This is a genomic window from Alteromonas sp. RKMC-009, from assembly GCF_003584565.2.
In the GTDB taxonomy this organism is placed as follows: Bacteria; Pseudomonadota; Gammaproteobacteria; order Enterobacterales; family Alteromonadaceae; genus Alteromonas.
The window spans coordinates 3,229,951-3,249,404 of the sequence record NZ_CP031010.1; the positions used below are offsets into that span (position 1 = coordinate 3,229,951).

At 49.4% G+C, this 19,454-nt stretch carries 15 protein-coding genes and 4 tRNA genes; 7 read left to right on the forward strand and 12 right to left on the reverse strand.

Annotation, left to right across the window (positions count from 1 at the left end):
- Positions 1-19: 19 nt before the first annotated feature.
- The 5 genes from tig to DS731_RS14405 form a co-directional block, all read right to left on the reverse strand.
- Positions 20-1,324, reverse strand: coding sequence for a trigger factor (gene tig / locus DS731_RS14385; protein ID WP_119501987.1), 1,305 nt, complete (start codon positions 1,322-1,324; stop codon positions 20-22).
- 276 nt (positions 1,325-1,600) lie between these two features.
- Positions 1,601-1,677 (reverse strand) — tRNA-Pro (locus DS731_RS14390).
- A gap of 92 nt (positions 1,678-1,769) precedes the next feature.
- Positions 1,770-1,845 (reverse strand) — tRNA-His (locus DS731_RS14395).
- A 78-nt stretch (positions 1,846-1,923) separates the two neighbouring features.
- Positions 1,924-2,000 (reverse strand) — tRNA-Arg (locus tag DS731_RS14400).
- A 24-nt stretch (positions 2,001-2,024) separates the two neighbouring features.
- A tRNA-Pro gene (locus DS731_RS14405) sits at positions 2,025-2,101 on the reverse strand.
- Positions 2,102-2,333: 232 nt separating this feature from the next.
- Between DS731_RS14405 and folD the strand changes: the two genes are divergently transcribed.
- Complete coding sequence (folD, locus tag DS731_RS14410; protein ID WP_119501988.1) at positions 2,334-3,188, forward strand: bifunctional methylenetetrahydrofolate dehydrogenase/methenyltetrahydrofolate cyclohydrolase FolD; 855 nt, start codon at positions 2,334-2,336, stop codon at positions 3,186-3,188.
- Positions 3,185-3,739 carry a DUF1415 domain-containing protein gene (locus tag DS731_RS14415; RefSeq protein WP_119501989.1) on the forward strand — a complete coding sequence of 185 codons (555 nt, stop codon included), beginning with the start codon at positions 3,185-3,187 and terminating at the stop codon, positions 3,737-3,739. The genes folD and DS731_RS14415 overlap by 4 nt, the downstream gene beginning before the upstream one ends.
- Before the next feature lie 13 nt (positions 3,740-3,752).
- Here the strand turns inward: DS731_RS14415 and DS731_RS14420 are convergent, their stop codons facing one another.
- From DS731_RS14420 to DS731_RS14435, 4 genes are read right to left on the reverse strand one after another with little or no spacing between them, the layout of a single operon-like run.
- Positions 3,753-4,745, reverse strand: a complete 993-nt coding sequence (locus tag DS731_RS14420) for a DUF4340 domain-containing protein (RefSeq protein ID WP_161599161.1) — start codon at positions 4,743-4,745, stop codon at positions 3,753-3,755.
- The gene (locus DS731_RS14425; RefSeq protein ID WP_232373375.1) at positions 4,742-6,601 is read right to left on the reverse strand and encodes a GldG family protein; all 1,860 of its coding nucleotides are present in this window, start codon (positions 6,599-6,601) and stop codon (positions 4,742-4,744) included. Before DS731_RS14425 ends, DS731_RS14420 begins: the two co-directional genes overlap by 4 nt.
- A 2-nt stretch (positions 6,602-6,603) precedes the next feature.
- Positions 6,604-7,335 (reverse strand): ABC transporter permease, encoded by a 732-nt coding sequence (locus DS731_RS14430; protein WP_119501991.1) that lies wholly within the window; start codon positions 7,333-7,335, stop codon positions 6,604-6,606.
- Entirely contained in the window at positions 7,335-8,261 is a 927-nt protein-coding gene (locus tag DS731_RS14435; protein ID WP_119501992.1) for an ABC transporter ATP-binding protein, read from the reverse strand. Before DS731_RS14435 ends, DS731_RS14430 begins: the two co-directional genes overlap by 1 nt.
- 329 nt (positions 8,262-8,590) lie before the next feature.
- Here DS731_RS14435 and tsaA point away from each other — a divergent pair, with 329 nt between their 5' ends.
- The 4 genes from tsaA to DS731_RS14455 all read left to right on the forward strand — a co-directional run bounded on the left by tsaA (position 8,591) and on the right by DS731_RS14455 (position 12,949).
- Positions 8,591-9,316, forward strand: coding sequence for a tRNA (N6-threonylcarbamoyladenosine(37)-N6)-methyltransferase TrmO (tsaA, locus tag DS731_RS14440; RefSeq protein ID WP_119501993.1), 726 nt, complete (start codon positions 8,591-8,593; stop codon positions 9,314-9,316).
- Positions 9,317-9,410: 94 nt separating this feature from the next.
- Positions 9,411-11,105, forward strand: a complete 1,695-nt coding sequence (locus DS731_RS14445; RefSeq protein WP_119501994.1) for a proline--tRNA ligase — start codon at positions 9,411-9,413, stop codon at positions 11,103-11,105.
- Positions 11,106-11,174: 69 nt separating this feature from the next.
- Positions 11,175-12,014: an MBL fold metallo-hydrolase gene (locus DS731_RS14450; protein WP_119501995.1), complete on the forward strand. Its 840-nt coding sequence runs from the start codon at positions 11,175-11,177 to the stop codon at positions 12,012-12,014.
- An 11-nt stretch (positions 12,015-12,025) separates the two neighbouring features.
- The gene (locus DS731_RS14455; protein ID WP_119501996.1) at positions 12,026-12,949 is read left to right on the forward strand and encodes a phospholipase A; all 924 of its coding nucleotides are present in this window, start codon (positions 12,026-12,028) and stop codon (positions 12,947-12,949) included.
- Between the two features lie 6 nt (positions 12,950-12,955).
- Here the strand turns inward: DS731_RS14455 and DS731_RS14460 are convergent, their stop codons facing one another.
- The 3 genes from DS731_RS14460 to DS731_RS14470 form a co-directional block, all read right to left on the reverse strand.
- On the reverse strand, positions 12,956-13,867 hold the full coding sequence (locus tag DS731_RS14460) for a histone deacetylase family protein (protein WP_119501997.1): 912 nt from the start codon (positions 13,865-13,867) through the stop codon (positions 12,956-12,958).
- A 60-nt stretch (positions 13,868-13,927) separates the two neighbouring features.
- On the reverse strand, positions 13,928-15,550 hold the full coding sequence (locus DS731_RS14465; RefSeq protein ID WP_119501998.1) for a methyl-accepting chemotaxis protein: 1,623 nt from the start codon (positions 15,548-15,550) through the stop codon (positions 13,928-13,930).
- Between the two features lie 208 nt (positions 15,551-15,758).
- Positions 15,759-16,781: a zinc-binding alcohol dehydrogenase family protein gene (locus DS731_RS14470; protein WP_119501999.1), complete on the reverse strand. Its 1,023-nt coding sequence runs from the start codon at positions 16,779-16,781 to the stop codon at positions 15,759-15,761.
- A gap of 264 nt (positions 16,782-17,045) precedes the next feature.
- Between DS731_RS14470 and katG the strand changes: the two genes are divergently transcribed.
- A complete protein-coding gene (katG, locus tag DS731_RS14475; protein ID WP_119502000.1) occupies positions 17,046-19,286 on the forward strand; it encodes a catalase/peroxidase HPI in 2,241 nt (746 codons plus the stop codon).
- The last annotated feature ends 168 nt before the right edge of the window (positions 19,287-19,454 follow it).

Sequence of the window (19,454 nt, forward strand, 5' to 3'; positions counted from 1 at the left end):
TCAATCAGAGGGTAATAAATTACGCCTGTTTGTTCATAACCTCGTCAAAAGCTTTGGTCACTTCCTGAGTTTTAGCATTTTCTAATACCCAGTCGATGGCCTGCTCTTCCAGTGCAACATTGCGCATCTGGTTCATCAGTTCTTCGTTAGCTTTATAATAGTCCACAACTTCCTGAGGATCTTCATAAGCTGACGCTGATGTTTCAATTAATTGCATTACTTTTTCGTCGTCTGCTTTCAGTTCGTTCTGCTTGATGATTTCACCCAGCAGTAAACCGATGCGTACGCGACGGATTGCATTGTCAGTGAACAGTTCTGCAGGCAGTTCTGGCATGTTCTGGCCACCAGCTTGCTGACTGAAACGTTGTTTTGCCTGTTCACGCAGTGCATTTACTTCCTGATCGATCAGTGCTTTTGGCACGTCGAATTCATTCTTTTCGATCAGCTTAGAAATAACATCTTCTTTTACGGTTGTTTTCAGCGTTTGAGTCAGTTCGCGTTCCATGTTTTTACGCACTTCCGCTTTCAGGGCGTCAACGCCGCCTTCTTCAACACCGAACAGCTTAGCAAATTCGTCGTCAACGTCCGGCAATTGCTTACCTTCTACTTTCTTAACGGTAACGTCAAATACTGCAGCTTTACCTTTCAGGTTCTCTGCATGGTAGTCTTCAGGGAAAGTCACTTCTACAGTCACTTCCTCGTCTTTCTTAGCACCTACCAGCGGCTCTTCGAAGCCCGGGATCATGCGACCCTGGCCAAGCTCAAGGGTAAAGTCTTCTGCTTTACCGCCTTCAAATTCTTCGCCGTCAATTTTACCAACAAAATCGATAACTACACGGTCGTCTTTCTTCGCTTTACGCTTAACTTCTTTCCACGTAGCGTGTTGCTTTTGCAGCGTCTCCATCATGTTATCGAGGTCAGCGTCGGAAATTTCAACCACTGGCTTCTCAATTTCGATGTCTGCAACGCCCTGAACTTCAACTTCAGGATACACTTCAAATGCCGCAACGAACTCTAAATCCTGGCCATTTTCATCTTTAACCAGTTCAAAAGAAGGCATGCCGGCAGGGTTAATTTTTTCCTGAACGATTGCCTGATAGAAGTTCTGTTGCATTACGTCACCAGCAACTTCCTGACGCACAGCAGCACCAAAACGTTTCTGGATTACGCTTACTGGTACTTTACCAGGACGGAAACCGTTGATGCGTTGCGTTTTTGATAATTGTTGAAGACGCGCTTTAACCGCAGAATCAACAGAATCTGCTGGAACGGTAATAGTAAGACGGCGTTCTAAACCCTGGGTCGTCTCGACTGAAACTTGCATTATGTTACCTCAACTGTGCGTCTTAAAGTGACGCTTTGTTTGAATCCCCTTCCCGTCCTTGCCATATATCGGCGCGTTGCACCGGGTTTAGAGGGAGTGTTATTCAACAGTGTTAAACCATTGTTTAAACACATTGGTTAAAAAAAGACGCGGTAGTATACAAGCAGGTTTTTACAGAGTCGAGAGGGATTAGCAACAAATAACAGGAAAAACCGGAGATAACGGGACATTTATCATCAGGTGATGACAATTAGGGATATTATTGGGAATAAATAGTGGTCGGTGAGACAGGATTTGAACCTGCGACCCCTTGGACCCAAACCAAGTGCGCTACCAAACTGCGCCACTCACCGAACTGAGTATTTCGAAGACGTGAGAAATGCTTCAAAAGACACCGGCATAACCGGCTAAAGATATGTTGCACTCACATTCCCTGAGGAAAAAGTGGGGTGGACGATGGGACTTGAACCCACGACAACCGGAATCACAATCCGGGGCTCTACCAACTGAGCTACGCCCACCACAGAGAGTGCAATTACAAACTTCTTAAGTCTACCCGAATACTGACATCTTGTCAGTATTTCCTGCGAACTCACCGATGGCGCGTCCGGCAGGATTCGAACCTGCGACCCACGGCTTAGAAGGCCGTTGCTCTATCCAGCTGAGCTACGGACGCCCGACGAATCGAAGCTTGCAATAGTGGTCGGTGAGACAGGATTTGAACCTGCGACCCCTTGGACCCAAACCAAGTGCGCTACCAAACTGCGCCACTCACCGACTGTGTAAGGCAGTTAATGTTCCCTGCCGTTACGGGGTGCGAATACTATAGCCAACATCCCATCCCGTCAAACACTTTTTTCAATAAAAATTCTGACCGCTCAGATTACGCGCAATCGTCTGTTTTTTTGACCAATCCGCTGATCTTTTAAGCGCATTTTCACTTTGGCAAGGTGTTGTAAGTTGTGAAACAATATAAGGGTTAACGTAATGAAATGAGAAGAACACATTCATGAGTGCCCACCTGATTGATGGCAAAGTCATTGCCAAACAAGTTCGCCAGGACGTAGCAAGCTACGTTGAATCTTTAAAAGAAGCCGGAAAGCGTTGTCCCGGCCTGGCCGTTGTACTGGTAGGCAGTGATGCTGCCTCACAAGTATATGTGTCTAATAAACGTAAAGCCTGTGAAGAAGTCGGGTTTGTTTCCCGTTCTTTTGATTTACCGGCGAGCACCAGTGAAGAAGAATTACTGGCTGTGGTAGATCAACTCAATCAGGATCCTGAAATCGACGGTATTCTTGTGCAATTGCCGCTGCCTGCCGGTCTCAATGCTGAACGTGTACTGGAACGTATTGAGCCGCACAAAGATGTTGACGGCTTCCACCCTTACAATATTGGTCGCCTGGCGCAACGTATCCCTGCTCTGCGTCCTTGTACGCCGAAAGGTATTATGACCATGATTGCTGCCACAAAACGTCCTGTAAAAGGCCTGGACGCGGTTATTGTGGGTGCCAGTAATATCGTTGGACGTCCTATGAGTCTGGAATTACTGCTTGCCGGCTGCACAGTGACAACCTGCCACAAGTTTACACAGGATTTAAAAGCCCACGTCAGCCGTGCAGACTTGCTGGTTGTGGCTGTGGGTAAACCCAACTTCATTCCCGGTGACTGGATTAAACCCGGTGCGATTGTGATTGATGTGGGTATCAACCGGGTGAATGACGGTTCTCTGGTTGGCGATGTTGATTTCGAAAACGCGAAGACCCGTGCGGGTTGGATCACGCCGGTACCGGGCGGCGTAGGCCCTATGACTGTTGCCAGCCTGATTGAAAACACGCTGGAAGCGTACGTTAAGTACCATTCATGACAGACAATCAGAGGGTGGCTGCCGCCACCCGCGACTGGGTAGAAAAAGTAGTGATAGGCTACAACTTTTGCCCTTTCGCCAAACCCGTTTTCACACCGGACCTGATCCGCTACGAAGTGGATGATTCCGGTAATCCTGCAGACATCCTTGAAACCGTTTATCAGGCCTGCCAGACGTTGCGTGAGTCACCGGAAATAGCTACGACACTGGTTATTTTCTATCGCTGTGGCAATGATTTCGACGATTATCTCGACATTCTCGGCATGGCGGAGCGCCTTCTCGACGCATCCGGTTTCAGCGGCGAGTTTCAGCTGGCAAGCTTTCATCCTGATTATCTTTTCGAAGGAGAAGATCCGGATGATGCCAGCCATTACACGAACCGGAGTCCCTGGCCGGTGCTGCACATTATCCGTGAAAAGGATATTGAAGAGGCCATGAAGAACAAGGACGAATCATCCGCAATTTACGAGCGTAATATGCGTAAAGCGGCAAGCCTTGGCAGCCAGCATCTTGCACAGTTGCTGGCATCACTGCGTCAGGGTCAGGACTGAAGCGTCCGGAATTTCAGATAGCGGATGTCAAATTTTCCAGCCCGGGCAGAAAAGCACGGGCCTGATATTCGGAAAGCTCAAATACCCATTCGGATATCCAGCGTGGTGAGTCCGGGGTATCAATCCACAATTGAAAACGTCCGCGCGGGTCCGGTGCTGAAAGATAAGCCATGACTTCACTGCCATCTTCCAGAGAAAAGATAACCTGACTGATCAGTGATACCTCACTCCACTTATGCTGCAGGAAGGGTTTGACTCCATCAAAGTCAAAGCGCAGCATCTTATCAACTGTCTGACCTACTATGGTTGGATATCTCAGTGCGGCAGTAGCCTCATCATAGCCTGCAATCTGCCAGCCGTCAGCGGTCTCTCCTTCACGGTTTAACGTCAGCAGGGGCTGCCCTTCAATTTCAACATCCACAGCACTGATATCTGAACTGTTAAAAGCGAAAATCTCACGGCTTAACCAGTCGCTGCGCTTTTCCGGTAGCGGCAAAGTTTTGTTTACAAGCAGGCTGGTAGACGCTTCAGGCTGCCGCACATATGTACCGCGGTTACCGCTGGCCGACCTTCCCACGAGCAACGAAAAAGCTTCCTTTTCTCCGCCAATCTCAATCAGTAAAGAGCGGGCATCATTATCTCTGACACTTTCAACGCCCAGACGGTGATAGAATTCCGGCTGTGATGTTTTAGGCTCCAGCACTTCCAGACTGTTCAGGGCATTAGCAAATTTCGCCAGCTTTTTCATGTCCACCGGAAAAGTCATAATGGTATCCAGGTGAGTTGCAATCCACCTGTCAGTATCTTTCACGGCGGCAAATACCACCCCTTCGTGAGTTTCAATTTTGATCCGCTGAATATCTTTTGCCGCTGTCGCCAGCTCGCTTTGCAATTCATGTTCTGCGGATGCTTCCCGGGTAGTGCGGTCGGAATGACTTTGTAACCAGCCGGCAACACCGGCACTGACGGCGACTAGCCCCGATAAAATAAGAACGCGTAAATTCATGACTGAGTTTCTGTCCGGTATGCTTTTCCTGCTCTGCGTTTGAAGATAAACGCCAGTAACCATAACAAGCCCGTCAGCACAGCAGGTGCCAGGGCTATATTCACTATTTTCAGTTTATCGCCAAGACGGTCTATCTCGCGGTCAAGCTGATAGCGCACTTCGCGAAGTTCACGGCGAATTTCAACTCTGCGGGCAATGTACTTATCTATTGCCTCCTGCTGCTGACCGGTAAAGACAATGGTACCGCCCTGCCCCTGTTGTCCCTGAAGCTCACGTAATTTCTGCTCCGTCTGGATCAGCTCTTCCTGCAACTGTTCTTCCTGCTCGCGGTATTTACCTTCCGCCGCCGTCTCCAGGGCCTTTACCCTTTCAAAGGGGCGCACATAGGTGCCACGGGAGCGGATACTGATAAGCGCATCGCTGCCGGTGAGGTTTTCAATTGCATTGACAATAAAGTCACCGTTATTCGCAAACGGCGTAAATACCGTATCTCCGAAGAACGCCGTTTGTTGCACCCAGTAACGGTCTGAAAGCATATCTGCGTCTGCCACCAGCACCAGATTCAGATTGTCAGTCTGCCCTTCATAGGTCGCCGCTTTAGCCGGATCTTTCGGTGCACTGAAATATGAGCGGGCTTTACCACGGTAACGGGCGGCAACGGTGTAGGTTTCTGTGTTTCCGCCGAATCCGCGGTGCAACGCCACCGGGTTAAGGGTCTGGGCATAGTTATCTGCATTGGTCAGCCCTGAGTTAACGGAAGAACGTATTAGCGTATGCATAGACAAGCCGGCTTTTTTCACCGTTTCCAGGGCACCGAAGGATGCGCCGTTTACTGAGTCCAGATTGGCAGTGATCACATCATTACGATCAAGCTGAGCTGCAGTGAGCCCGAGAATGCCAAAATGCTTCACTATCGCGCCGTTTTCATTTCGCAGATCAAAAGCCAGCTGAGCATCAAGGACAATATTGGTTAAGTCCGCCTTGATTCCCCAGGCCTTCAGCAACGGAAACGAAGACGAATTGGCACCCACTTGTTGCAACGAAAAAAGCGCATTTCCTTCGTAATGTGGGTCAATAAAGGCCAGGATCCGGCCATTGTGCATGGCAAACTGATCAATGGCATACAGCAGGCCGTCTGACAGCGCTTGCGGATGCGCCAGCAACACCACATCGGTATCTTCCGGTAATCCATCAGCAGTACTGTTCACAATACGAATGTTATACAGCTGCGCCAGTTGCTGATAAAACACCATGGGACCGCTGTATCGCCCGGTCAGAGGATCTTGTCCGCCGGCAACCGGTAAATCAGTGACCAGCGCCAGCGTCAGCGTATCCGGATTACTCAGGCGATAAATCAGTTTACTGATTTCATATTCAAGAAACTGCTCGTTCTTAGGGTCAAAGAACGGGATGGTGAACTGATCATCCAGTAAATTCGTGCCGGCAAGACCAAAGTAAATCTGTTCTCCCACATTACCCAGGGCCGCTCCTGTGAGACCGAACTGACTGGCTTTATCTTCGTTTTCCGAAAAAGGTACAGGGTCAACGATTTGCAGTTGAACTTTACCGCCGGACGCCTGTGCATATTCACGCAACAAACTTTCAACTCTGGCGGCATAGTTACGCATTTTTGTCATACCCGTCGTCGCGGAATCGGAGTAGAAGAAGTACAACGTGACCGGCTCATCCAGACTGGTGAGCACATTACGGGTTCCCTCTGACAACGAGAACACCTTGTCTTCTGTCAAATCAATGCGATATTTGCTTAACAATTGATTGTTAATGAAAACCAGCAATACAAACAGCACTGCCAGCAGGCCAAGACTTAATACAGATAACCATTTTTTCTTCATCATGATCACCCGGCTTTGTTCTGTTCAGTGATCACGGCGTTTGCGGTCAGCCACACAAAGATAACCAGCAGAAAATACACCACATCATTCGCAGCCAACACACCTTTTGACATAGCTTCAAAATGTGTGAGGAAACTGAAAGAAGCAACGGTATCCACCACGAAATTAGGTGCCCAGTTTTTAAAAACATCGACCACGATTTCCGAACCGCTGACCAGAAAGAGAAAACACACCAGCACAGACATAACAAAGGCGATAACCTGATTATGGGTTAACGCAGACATACACTGACTGATGGCAAGAAAAGCGCCGGCCATCAACCAGCTGCCGGTATAAGCGGCAACGATGATTCCGTTATCCGGTGAGCCGAGATAATTAACGGTTAACCACAAGGGCGTGGTCATCAGCAGAGCCAGTCCGAGAATTCCCCAGCAGGCCAGAAATTTACCGGCTACAGCCTGCGTTTCTGACACCGGCAATGTCATTAATAATTCAATGGTGCCGGATTTCCTTTCTTCAGCCCAGCTACGCATGGCAATGGCTGGTACAAGGAACAAATAAAGCCAGGGATGAAAATTAAAAAATGGCAGTAAATCAGCCTGTCCTCTGGCGTAAAAATCTCCCATAAAGAAGGTGAATACGCTGCTCAGCACCAGGAACATTACCAGATAAACATACGCCACCGGTGTAGCAAAAAAGCTGCCGAACTCCCGTCGTGCAATGGTTAAACTTCTCATTACTGCACACGCTCCCCGGTAGTAATTTCACGGAATACATCGTCAAGGCGACCGGTTTCAATGGTAAATTTGTCCACCGGCAACCGGTAATGACTGACATGTTCGGTCACCGGCGTCATCAGCAACTTGCCATCTTCAGGGAACAGCGTGACATCGCCGGTTTCGCGGTTAACCACCATTTCATCTACACCATCAATTTCCGCCAGCCCGGAAATATCGGCTGCATAACTAAAATGCAGTGTGATGGCCTGGTGATAGCGGGAACGGTACTGCAGTTCCGGCGGTGTTCCGTCGAACAACAGTTTGCCCTGAGAAATGATCATAGCGCGGTTACACACAGCGCTGACTTCTTCCAGGATGTGGGTGGAAATGATAACAATTTTGTCTTTCGACAACGCCTTGATAAGTTCCCTTACCTGATGTTTCTGATTCGGATCCAGTCCGTCTGTGGGTTCATCCAGAATAAGAATGTCCGGATCATGCATGATAGCCTGGGCCAGGCCAATGCGATGACGGAATCCTTTTGACAATTTATCAATCTGCCTGTTCAGCACGTCTCCCAGCTCCACCTGCTCTATGACATGTTTGAGACGCTTCTGACGATGCTTACCTTTCAGTCCCCGTACACCGGCCACAAAATGTAAAAACTGAAATACTGTCATCTCACCATAAAGCGGTGCACCTTCAGGCAGATAGCCAATACGCTCCTGCAATGCTTTCGCTTTGCCGGGCATATCCGCACCGTCTATTTTTATTTTACCTGACGAAGGGTCCAGAAAACCGGTAAGCATTTTCATGGTAGTGGACTTACCGGCGCCATTTGGCCCCAGAAATCCCACAATCTCTCCGGCCTTTATGGCGAAGGACAGGTTATCGACAGCGACAAGCTGATTGAACCGTCGGGTCAGATTTTCTACAACTATCATAGCGTTCCGTCTGCTACTGCTGGTAATAAAGGAAAAAGCGGTGGTAAATCGTATCCGGCACCCGCGAAGGGAAACACTTTGCTGTGTCTTCATCTCAGGTCGCCGTTCCGGTGCCGTAGTTTGACATATTCAGCAACACCATTCACTGCCTGATTGCTAAACCCGGGAAAAAAGAAACCCCGTTGCTCGCAACGGGGTTAAAGGAACTGGGATCCAGGGAGACCGCAAGCTGCCCAGTCAGGCTTGTGGTGGTAAACAACGGAGCATACCTTAGCGGTAATTTATGAGATAATTATGACAATCAACCATTTATTTCAGGTAACCAGGTCGTGAGCTTTCCTGAATCTGCCACTATTGAACCTGTTGGCATTATTCACACACCGTTCAGGCAAAAATTTGCTATTCCCCGCCAGCCGAACTTAGCCGGTGCTAAAGGTCAGATTGTCATGCAGACTGACTATGCCAACCCGCAGGCCTTTAAAGGCATAGAGGCGTTCAGTCATGTCTGGTTATTGTTCTATTTCCATGAAACCGCTGCCAGAGGCTGGAAACCCGCCGTCAAAGCGCCACGGCTGGGCGGTAATGCCACACTGGGCGTATTTGCCAGTCGCAGTACGCACCGGCCAAACAGCATTGGCATGTCAGTGGTTAAAAATGAAGGTCTTTCAGTGGATGGCGACCGTGTTGTGCTGAATGTGTCCGGCGTTGATTTACTTGATGGCACACCGGTCATTGATATTAAGCCGTATATTCCTTACGCCGACGCCGTGAATAAGGCAGACGATACGCTCACCTCAAGCTCCCCCATTCCCCGCCGCAATGTCATTTTTACTGCAGAAGCAGACAGACAATGCCACGCGCTTTCTGCCAGGTGGCCGGATATCATCCCGCTGACGCAGGATATACTCAGCCAGGATCCCCGCCCCGCTTACCGGCACAAACTGGATGATGATGACAAAGTCTATAAAGTGAGTCTGTACGACGTGGATATCAGCTGGCAAATTATCAATGGTGACGTGGTGGTTTTATCACTCACGCCACTACCTGCCGGATAACAGAAAACTTAACCGGAAAAACGACTTTTGCGGCCTTTTCTATACTGCTAGAATGGCGCCGTTTTTATTTTTCTCTATAGGATGAACCACCGTAATGCGCACGAGCCAATATTTGTTGTCCACGCAAAAAGAAACACCTGCCGATGCTGAAGTTATCAGTCATCAGCTCATGCTGCGGGCAGGCATGATCCGCAAACTGGCTGCCGGTTTGTATACCTGGTTGCCGAGTGGTCTGCGTGTGCTGAACAAAATCGCAGATGTGGTGCGTGATGAAATGAATAAGGCCGGTGCAGTGGAAGTGTTGATGCCGGTGGTTCAGCCTGCTGACTTGTGGGAAGAATCCGGTCGCTGGGAAGAATATGGTCCCGAGCTGCTGCGCATCAAAGATCGCCATCAGCGCGACTTTGTTTTAGGCCCGACTCACGAAGAAGTGATTACCGCACTGGTGCGTAACGAAATCAGCAGTTACAAACAATTACCGCTGAACCTTTATCAAATCCAGACAAAATTCCGGGACGAAGTTCGTCCCCGTTTCGGCATTATGCGCGGCCGTGAATTCACCATGAAGGATGCATACAGCTTCCATATGGATGAAGCGTCGCTGCAGGAAACTTACGATAAAATGTATCAGGCTTACAGCAATATCTTTACCCGCCTGGGTCTGGATTTCCGTGCTGTTATTGCCGACTCAGGTTCAATTGGTGGCGCGGTCTCTCACGAGTTCCACGTGCTGGCAGAGTCCGGTGAAGATGATATCGCGTTTTCGACAGAATCTGACTATGCAGCCAATGTGGAAATGGCACAGGCTGTTGCACCCGCAACGAAAGCCGTGCCGTCAGGTGCTGAGGCAGAAGTTATCGACAAGCCAAAGGGGATCAGTGCAGAAAACTTCCTGAAAGAACAAAATACCGCATTAAAAGTCGTGCTGGTTAAAGGGCAGACTGAAGAAGATGCTCCGGAAAAGTGGGTGGCGCTGGTCTTACGTGACGAACACACTTTAAACGATATCAAAGCAGAGAAACTGCCACAGATTGCATCACCGCTGGTCATTGCCACTGAAGAACAGGCTAAAGACATTTTTGGTTGCTTCCCGTTGTACGCGAATCCGCTGGCATCAGGTTTAGACGTTATTGTTGACCACAGCGCAGCGGCAGCAGCAGACTTTGTTTGCGGCGCAGGTGAAAATGGCAAATTCATCATTAATGGAAACTGGACCGGTGATATTGAAAGCGCTGATATCCGTGATGTGGTTGCCGGCGATCCTTCACCCTGCGGAAAAGGCACAATCGAAATCAAACGTGGTATCGAAGTCGGTCACATTTTCCAGTTAGGCGATAAATATTCTAATGCCATGAACTGTGGTGTACTGGGTGAAACCGGTAAGCATCAAATTCTGACTATGGGTTGCTATGGCATTGGTGTGTCACGCATTGTGGCAGCAGCCATTGAGCAGAACCATGACGAAAACGGTATCATCTGGCCTGACCCGGTTGCACCGTTTAAAGTGGCGCTTATCCCGATGAATATGCATAAGTCTCAGCGCATCAAAGACGTTGCAGAGTCGTTGTACGAAACATTGACTGCTGCCGGCATTGAAGTGTTATTTGACGACCGCAAAGAACGCCCGGGCGTCATGTTTAACGATATGGAACTGGTAGGTATTCCCCACAGCATCGTTGTGGGCGAGCGCAATCTGGATAACCGGCAGGTAGAATATAAAAATCGCCGCACCGGCGAAAAAACCTTACTCTCTATAGATAACGCCGGTGAATTTATTGCCGGTCTGTAAAACAGACAGAGATTAACACGGAAATTGCCGGGCTGCTGACGGCCCGGCGGCAATGCTGCAGGAGAAGGCATGCGAGTTACCTTTTATGGTGTCAGAGGGTCTATTCCCACGCCGGGCGCAGATTTCGTGCGTTATGGTGGTAATACGGCCTGTGTTCATGTTCAGTTGTCAGACGGCACAGATATCATTCTGGATGCCGGCACTGGGATCAGGGCGCTGGGAAACGAGCTCATAAAGAAAACAACGCCTGTTCATATCCTGCTTACTCATAATCACTGGGACCATATTCAAGGCTTCCCCTTCTTCGCCCCGATTTACCAGAAAGATCGCGAAATTAAAATCATTCCCGGCATGACTACTCTGCCCGAGCACGACCGGATCCTTACCCAGATGCAAGGCTCCGTGTTTCCCGTACCGGCCAGTGCGCTGGCTTCTGATGTGACGGTAACCCCCGTTCCGGAAGAGATTGACAGCTGGCGGTTAGGCAATGCGACAATTTCCCGGCTGCCTATGAACCACCCGGGAAAAGGCAGTGCTTATACAATTACTGAAAACGGTAAAAAGTTAACCTATCTCACTGATAACGAACTCTACCCTCCCTATAAAAAAGAAACGGATTTTCTCAGTTTCGTGGACTTTGCCCGCGATGCTGACCTGGTTATCCACGATGCACAGTATATGCTGTCAGATATGCCGGCAAAATCTGGCTGGGGACACTCTGTCGCTGAGGAAGCGGTGAAACTGGCTATGGCATCTAACGTTAAACAACTGGCATTGTACAGCCACGACCCGGACCGTACTGACGATGACATTGATAAGGTGGTTGCTCACTGTCAGGAATACATTGAAATTGCGGAGTCGCCATTAGGTTTATTTGCGGCGGCAGAAGGCCAGACCCTCGATCTGTAAAGGATTATGCGATGAAAATTTGCCGTTACTCAGCTGTGCCCGCTCTGTTACTGACAGCAGTGTTATGCAAAGTTGCGTATGCGCAGGAGGAAGCGGATAAATCATCCACCGATGCGCAGAAAGATGCCCCAAGTATGCTCAGTTCACGTTTTGAGGCCGATCACCGGGCACTGGATAATTACTTTGCCATCACACAGTACCAGACCAACTATCTGTTACCTGTTACCTATGTGACCAACCCGAACTCCGCCGGTAATCAGGATCTCACTCCTGAAAATGTTGATAACAGCGAAGCCAAGTTTCAGTTAAGTGTAAAACTGCCCCTGTATCTGCGGGGCGACACGGCCGATGGTATGTATTTCGGTTTCACCCTGACGTCCTTCTGGCAACTGTATAACAGCGAGGTATCAAAACCCTTCCGGGAAACCAATTATCAGCCTGAAGTGTTTTATCAGCAGGAAGCCGACATTACCCTGCTGGGATACGACTTTAACGCCTTTCAGGTAGGTTTTAATCATATGTCGAACGGACAGAGTGGCGAGCGCTCCCGCAGCTGGAACAGAATTTTTGCCTCGGTACTGTTCAGTGATTTTGATGACGTGTATTACCTGAAAACCTGGTATCGCATCCCCGAAGACACCAAAGTGGACGAAAACGATCCTGCCGGCGACGATAACCCGGATATCAATGATTATTACGGCCGCATGGAATTGGGTTACGGCACCCGTCTTGGCAACTTCAAGGTGCTGGCCCTGTTACGCAATAACCTGAATTTAGGACATAACAGAGGCAGTATTCAGCTGAACCTGACTTATCCCCTTTCAGACCGGTACGAATTGCTGCTGCAATACTTTAACGGTTACGGCGACTCCCTGATTGACTACAACCGTAGCCAGGAACGCATAGGTCTGGGCTTCCAGTTAACTTTCCTGTAGGTGATTTTACCGGATGACACCTGCCGCTCTGAACAGTTGCAGGTGTACATCTACCAGCGCAGCGATATCACGCTGATAGCCACCACCAATCACACAAGCTACCGGCAGCCCTTTTTGCTTACACATATCCAGCACCATTTTGTCTCTGGCCAGAACACCCGGTGTGGTGATATGCAGGTGCCCTAAATCATCATTGATGTGTACGTCGACGCCGGCATCGTAAATAATGAAGTCCGGTGAACACTGTCGAAACGCTAAGTGCAGCGTTTCATCAAGCGTCGTCAGGTACTCATCGTCCCCGGTGCCTTTCGCCAGCCCGATATCAATGTCTGAAGTTTGTTTGCGGTGAGGAAAGTTCTTCTCACCGTGCACTGATACGGTAAACACCGAGTCGTCATGCTCAGCCAGTTTGGCTGTACCGTCCCCCTGATGTACATCAAGATCGATGATCATCACCGTATCGCAATCATCACGGACCTGTACCCTCTTCGCTGCCAGATACAAATCGTTAAATAAGCAAAATCCCGAACCGAAATCTGCAAAAGCGTGGTGGTAACCACCGGTAAGATTAAGTGCCAGTCCGTGTTCCTGTGCCAGTGCGGCTGTCAGACAGGTCCCGCTGACAGCGGTGAGGGAACGGCGGATTAATTGCTCTGACCAGGGGAAACCTATTCTGCGCATGGCCTGGTGATCAAGGGTGCCCCCGCAAAGTGCGCTGACATAGTCTTGCTGGTAAATTGCCGTCAGATCAGCGGCTGTCAGCGCTTCAGGGGTTGTGAAATGGCCGGGGGGCACGCCGCAGGCTACCAGCGCATCATGGATCCCCTGATATTTTTCGATGGGAAAGCGGTGTCTGACCGGCAGGTCAAGCTGACTGTAAACAGGATGAAAAACTAACGGAGGATAGGGCAAATTCATAAGCGGCTGACTGCGTTTTCTTATACGTTAACATGAGCCGGCCGCTTTGTTGTAGTCCGGTTAATGGGTCAGTGACATCACCACCTGCTTCACATTTCCTTCCATTTCTCTCACGGCATCGGAAATGTCGTTTCTGCGTGACAGGGCATGATACTTTTCTGACGATGTCACAGAGTTATTGATAACCTGTTCAACCTGTTTAAGCACCGCTTCCTGTTCATCGGCGGCTTCATTCAGTACAACGACAACGCTGGCGGTTTCCTGTATATCTTTCACCACCAGATTCAGAGTTTCCAGCGCCGCGGCCGCTTCTCTTGCATTCACATCTGCCAGTGATTTTCCGGATTGCATAGCCACTACCGCACCCTGCGCTTCAGACTCAAAGCTTGAAAGAATGCCGTTGATTTCCCGCGTTGACTGCTGGGTTTTGGCTGCCAGAGCCCGCACTTCGTCGGCAACCACGGCAAATCCTCTGCCATGCTCCCCTGCTCTGGCGGCTTCAATAGCCGCATTCAGAGCCAGCAAGTTGGTCTGGTCGGCAATTTCATTGATGACATTAACGACTTTGAGGATGTTATTGCTGCGGGATTGCAGGGCATCAACAATGTCACTGGACTGATTTACTGTCTCGGCAAGTTGCCTGAAGCCGTCATTAGCTTTTGAAAAGGTGGCGTAACAGGCAGCAACATTGGTTTCAGAGCTGTTAGTGGCGACGGCCACCTGGTCGGTGATGGCAACCAGACTCTGTACAATTTCTTTTAGTTTATCGGTGCTGCTGTCCAGCGACTGACTGGTCTGGTGCTGTTCTTCTGCGCCGGCCAGAATAGCCTGACTCACATCACTCAGCGTAATAACAGCGTGAGCAACCTGAGACTCAGCCTGTTTGAGTTGTTCAACAGAGCCCCGCAACTTGTCCTGTAACGAGCGTGCAGAATCCGCCAGCGAGCCCAGTTCGTGCCCGCTGCGGTAATCAAGCTTGTAGTCATACCGGCTTTTTGCCAGAGCAGCAATGCAGGCCGCGATTTGCTTAACCGGTTTAATGACCTGTTTACGTAAACGTTGAACTACATACCAGGTAGTCAGTGCCGATAACACCAGTGCAGCGATCAGGATCATCCACAATGTGCGGCGGGTATCCGTTCTCAGGTTTTCAAAAGCATTGAAAGACTGCTCAGCGATGTTTGCTGCCACCGCTTCAAGTAATTCAGCAGGTTTGCGGTCAATGCCTTTCACGTAGGCGTCTGCCACTTTAGCATCGTAACCCGCTGCCACAAACGCGTCGAAACCTTCACGGTACTTTTCTGCCATATGATTATGGGCATCCAGAAATTCACCGATAGTGCTTCTGGCTTCCGCGCTTATCGCCTGATTCGTTAATAACTTGCGGAACCCCTCCTGTACGTCAGCTTCCCGTTGCTGAAACCGCTGCCAGTACTTTTCCCTGTTGTCATCGTCATAACCACGCAGCAAGGTGTTTTTCCATTCCTGTACCTGCGTTTTAAAGGTATTCAGGATAGCTGTTACATCACGCTCTGACTGAACCAGACTGTTTTCCAGTTCATCAAAATGGTTGAGTAAGGCAAAAGATTTGTACAATGATGCAGAGTTAAGCATCACTAAGATAATAAGAGCTGCCATCACGGGAGTCATGACAAGCCGGCTGATACTGGAATATTTCAACATGGGAACCTGGTAAAACGCTTTTCGGGTAAATGCAATACTGAATCATTTAGACGAAAGTATTAGATGATGTTTTTATGACAGCAACATGACAGCAGGTTGCGAATGTCAGTTGAGGGAGTATGAAAAAGGGAAAGTCAGTATGTGCATTTATACGGAAGGTAGCGGCGAACCGGAACAATTCGCCGCCGGAAGTAATTGAATCTCAGGTTTATTCGGTTTCGAACGGTGCCAGTGCCAGTTTGCCGATGGCTGAACCACTTTCAAGGATCTGGTGGGCTCTGAACAGATTAGCGGCATTGACGGGGCCCAAATGCTGGCCGAGTGTGGTTTGAAGCTCCCCCGCAGTAAGCATTTTGCTCACATCGCTGAGGATTTCATGTTGGTTAAGAATGTCACTGGTATTGAACAGAGAGCGGGTGTACATGAACTCCCAGTGAAGCGAAATACTCTTGCGCTTTAACAGACCGATATCCAGAGGACCCGGATCGTCAATCAGACCGAACTTGCTTTGCGGCTTCATTAAATCAGCCAGCGCGGCAATATGTGTCTGCGTATGCGTGAGGCTGGCGACATAGTCAACACCCTCTAATGACAATGCCTCGTACTGCGGAGCCAGAGGTTGTGAATGGTCGAGTACATGATGTGCGCCCATTTTACTCACCCATTCCTTCGTTTCCGGTCTGGATGCCGTGGCAACAACAGTCAGACCGGTAAGTTTACGGGCAAGCTGAATTAGAATGGAACCCACACCGCCGGCAGCACCGGTGACAAGCAGCACTTTATCTTTACTTTCTTCACCCGGGGCAACTTCAAGACGATCGAACAACAGCTCCCACGCCGTCAGTGAAGTCAGTGGCATGGCCGCAGATTCAACATCAGATAGCCCTTCGGGTGCCAGCGCAACAATACGCTCATCTACCAGCTGATATTCCGCATTGGTACCGCTACGGGAAATATCACCGGCATAAAATACCTTATCGCCTTTTTTGAACAACGACGCATCGCTGCCTGTGGATTCAACGATACCCACCGCGTCCCATCCGAGGATTTTTACCTCATCAGCCGGAGGAGACACACTACGACGAATTTTGGTGTCTACCGGATTCACTGAAACGGCAAGCACTCTCACCAGCAGATCTCTTCCTGCCGGCACAGGAGTTGCCATATTGATTGCCTGAATTGCGTTTTCAGTCAGCGTTTCAGACGCCTGCTTATAACCATATGCGCGCATGTTTTATCCCTTTGTTCAGCAAACTGCTCTACATGAATGTGCCACACGATAACGCTTCCTGACACGCAGACGCCAGAGGAAAATCGTCGCAGTTGCTCAATAACGGGATAACATGACTCTTAATTAAAGTTAACAAATTGTTAATTCACAAATGATAAAAACAGATTGAAGTAATCGGTTTATCCAATTTTCTCTTATCACAAATCTGAATCATATTCTTATGGCCTGAAGTGTGACCAGAAACTATTCAATAAGGATAAACACATGAAAATGAAACTCTTACCCGCTGTCGCAGCTATCGCCATGGCATTATCGCCAAATGCGTACTCTGCCACTATGGATCAAAATGCGAAAGTAGTGGGCGAAGCCCCGAAGGGCAACAAATTCTGGTGGCCGGAACAACTGGACCTGTCCCAGTTACGTGCCCACGGTGTTGCATCAAACCCTTACGGCGAAAACTTTAATTACGCAAAAGCGTTTGAATCACTGGATTTAAATGCCGTTAAAGCTGATATCCGTGAAGTACTTACCTCTTCACAACCCTGGTGGCCTGCAGACTATGGTCATTACGGTCCGTTCTTTATCCGTATGGCATGGCACGCAGCCGGTACTTACCGGACTGTTGACGGACGCGGCGGTGCCGGTGGTGGTCAGCAACGTTTCGACCCGCTGAACAGCTGGCCGGATAACGCTAACCTGGATAAAGCACGTCGTTTACTTTGGCCAATCAAACAGAAATACGGCCGTAACATTTCCTGGGGTGATTTAATGGCCCTTACCGGTAACGTGGCACTGGAAGATATGGGCTTTAAAACCTATGGTTTCGCCGGCGGACGTGTGGACGACTGGGAACCGGATCATGTTTACTGGGGCCCGGAAGAAGAAATGCTTACCGATCAGCGCCGGGACGAGAAAGGTAACCTGAAAGGTCCTCTGGCTGCGGTAGAAATGGGTCTGATTTACGTCAATCCGGTTGGACCTCACGGCAAGCCTGATCCCATTGCTGCTGCCCATGACATCCGTATGTCTTTCGGCCGCATGGCTATGAATGATGAAGAAATCGTAGCGCTTATCGCGGGTGGTCACACTTTTGGTAAAGCTCACGGAGCCAAAAAAGCAGACTGTCTGGGTAAAGAACCTGCTGCCGGTGATCTGGAAGACCAGGGCTTTGGCTGGAAAAACAGCTGTGGCAAAGGTAATGCAGAAGACACGATGACCAGCGGACTGGAAGGTGCCTGGACGGTGACGCCGACGCAGTGGACAACAAATTATCTGGATAACCTGTTTGGTTTCGAATGGAAACAAACAAAGAGCCCTGCCGGCGCTATTCAGTGGATCCCTACTGCAGAATCCGCGGCGAACATGGTTCCTGACGCCCACGTTCAGGGTAAACGTCACGCTCCTATCATGTTTACCACTGACCTTGCGCTGAAAGAAGATCCTGAGTTCCGTAAGATTGCCAAACGCTTCCAGCAGAATCCGGAAGACTTTGAACTGGCCTTCGGTAAAGCCTGGTTCAAACTGAACCACCGTGATCTTGGACCGAAAGCCCGTTATCTGGGTGCTGAAATCCCGGCTGACGACCTTATCTGGCAGGATCCGATTCCTCAAGTTGATCATAAGCTGGTTTCAGACAAACAAGCTAAGCAACTGAAGAAGGACATTCTGAAGTCAGGTCTGTCTGTACAGGAATTAGTACGTGTCGCCTGGGCCGCTGCAGCCAGCTACCGTGATACGGACATGCGCGGTGGTGTAAACGGTGCCCGTATTGCTCTTGCTCCGCAAAAGGACTGGGCAATTAATAATCCGGCAGAAGTACAAAAAGTGCTGGGCAAGCTGAAAGACATTCAGACCGGTTTCAATAAGAAATCGAAGAAGGTCAAAATTTCTCTGGCCGACATGATTGTACTGGCAGGTGCTGCAGGTGTTGAACAGGCAGCGAAGGACGCCGGTGTTGACGTGACCGTTCCGTTCATTCCGGGTCGTATGGATGCCACACAGGAAATGACAGATGTTGAGTCGTTCGCGGTGTTGGAGCCGACTGCTGATGCTTTCCGTAACTACTGGGCTGAAAGTAACTACCGCTCACCGGCTGTGATGATGGTCGATAAGGCAGACATGCTGTCACTGAGTGTGCCTGAAATGACAGTTCTGCTGGGTGGAATGCGTGCCATGAACGCGAACGCTGACGATTCAGCCCATGGTGTACTGACAGGCAACCCCGGTCAGCTGACAAACGATTTCTTCGTTAATCTGCTGGATATGTCTACAGAGTGGAAAAAGTCAGAAGATGATGCAGCCATTTATGTAGGTACAGATCGTACTTCAGGCGAACAGAAATGGACTGCCACACCGGTTGACCTGATCTTCGGTTCTAACACTGAATTACGGGCCATTGCCGAAGTGTACGGCTCTGAAGATGCGAAAGAGAAGTTTGTTACCGACTTCGTAGATGCATGGGTAAAAGTAATGCGCAACGATCGCTTTGATCTGAAACGCAGCTAATTCCCGCCCTCTATATACCCCGTTAAACCATGCCCCCGCTTAAGGGGGCATTTTTATTTCCCCCGCTTATGAATGAACCTGTCAGCAGGTCTTTTCGTAAAACCTCCGGCAATCTGCACAATCAGGCAAGCATTAAAGAGCATCAGGCATGCACACCCCTGGTGTTTT